The sequence below is a fragment of the Pseudogemmobacter faecipullorum genome, assembly GCF_020539525.1.
In the GTDB taxonomy this organism is placed as follows: Bacteria; Pseudomonadota; Alphaproteobacteria; order Rhodobacterales; family Rhodobacteraceae; genus Pseudogemmobacter; species Pseudogemmobacter faecipullorum.
Map to the genome: position 1 here is coordinate 1 of NZ_JACDXX010000089.1, position 606 is coordinate 606.

1 protein-coding gene is annotated in these 606 nt (G+C 67.0%); it reads right to left on the reverse strand.

Annotation, left to right across the window (positions count from 1 at the left end):
• Positions 1-606 (reverse strand): P-type ATPase actuator domain-containing protein (locus H0485_RS21335; RefSeq protein WP_494338147.1); only part of this gene is annotated, 606 nt, incomplete at both ends.

Sequence of the window (606 nt, forward strand, 5' to 3'; positions counted from 1 at the left end):
GCGCGCGGGCGGCTTGGGCCTCGGTCACCATGTCGATCATCCGCGCCACGGTGCTGCTTTCGACGGTGGCGCTTGCGCGCATGGTCAGCACGGAATTGAGGTTGACCGTCGCCTCGAAAAGCTTCGCTCCGGGCACCTTTGAGACGGGCATCGACTCTCCGGTGATCGTTGCCTCGTCGACCGTGCCTTCGCCGGTGACAAGCACGCCATCCACGGGCACGCGCGCGCCCGGACGCAGGACAAGCAAATCCCCCTCGCGAAGCGCCGCGACGGGGATTTGCTCTGTTGCGCCCGTGGCGCTCAGCCGCAGTGCAGTCTCGGGGCGCAGCGCCATCAGCGCCTCGATCGCGCGGCGGGCGCGGCCCATAGCGCGATGCTCCAGCGTGCCCGAAATGCTGAAGAGTGTGAGGAGAACGGCCCCCTCCAGTGGGGCGCCTACCGCAAGCGCGGCCAAAGCCGCGATGATCATCAACAGGTCTATGTCGAGCACGTGGTCCTTGAAAAGTGCACCAAGCGCGCGCAGCCCCGTCGGAAGCCCGGCCGCAAGATAGACAAGTGCAAGCCCTGCCGTGAGCCAGATCCCCGGCAGCACGAAGGTGCCGAAGA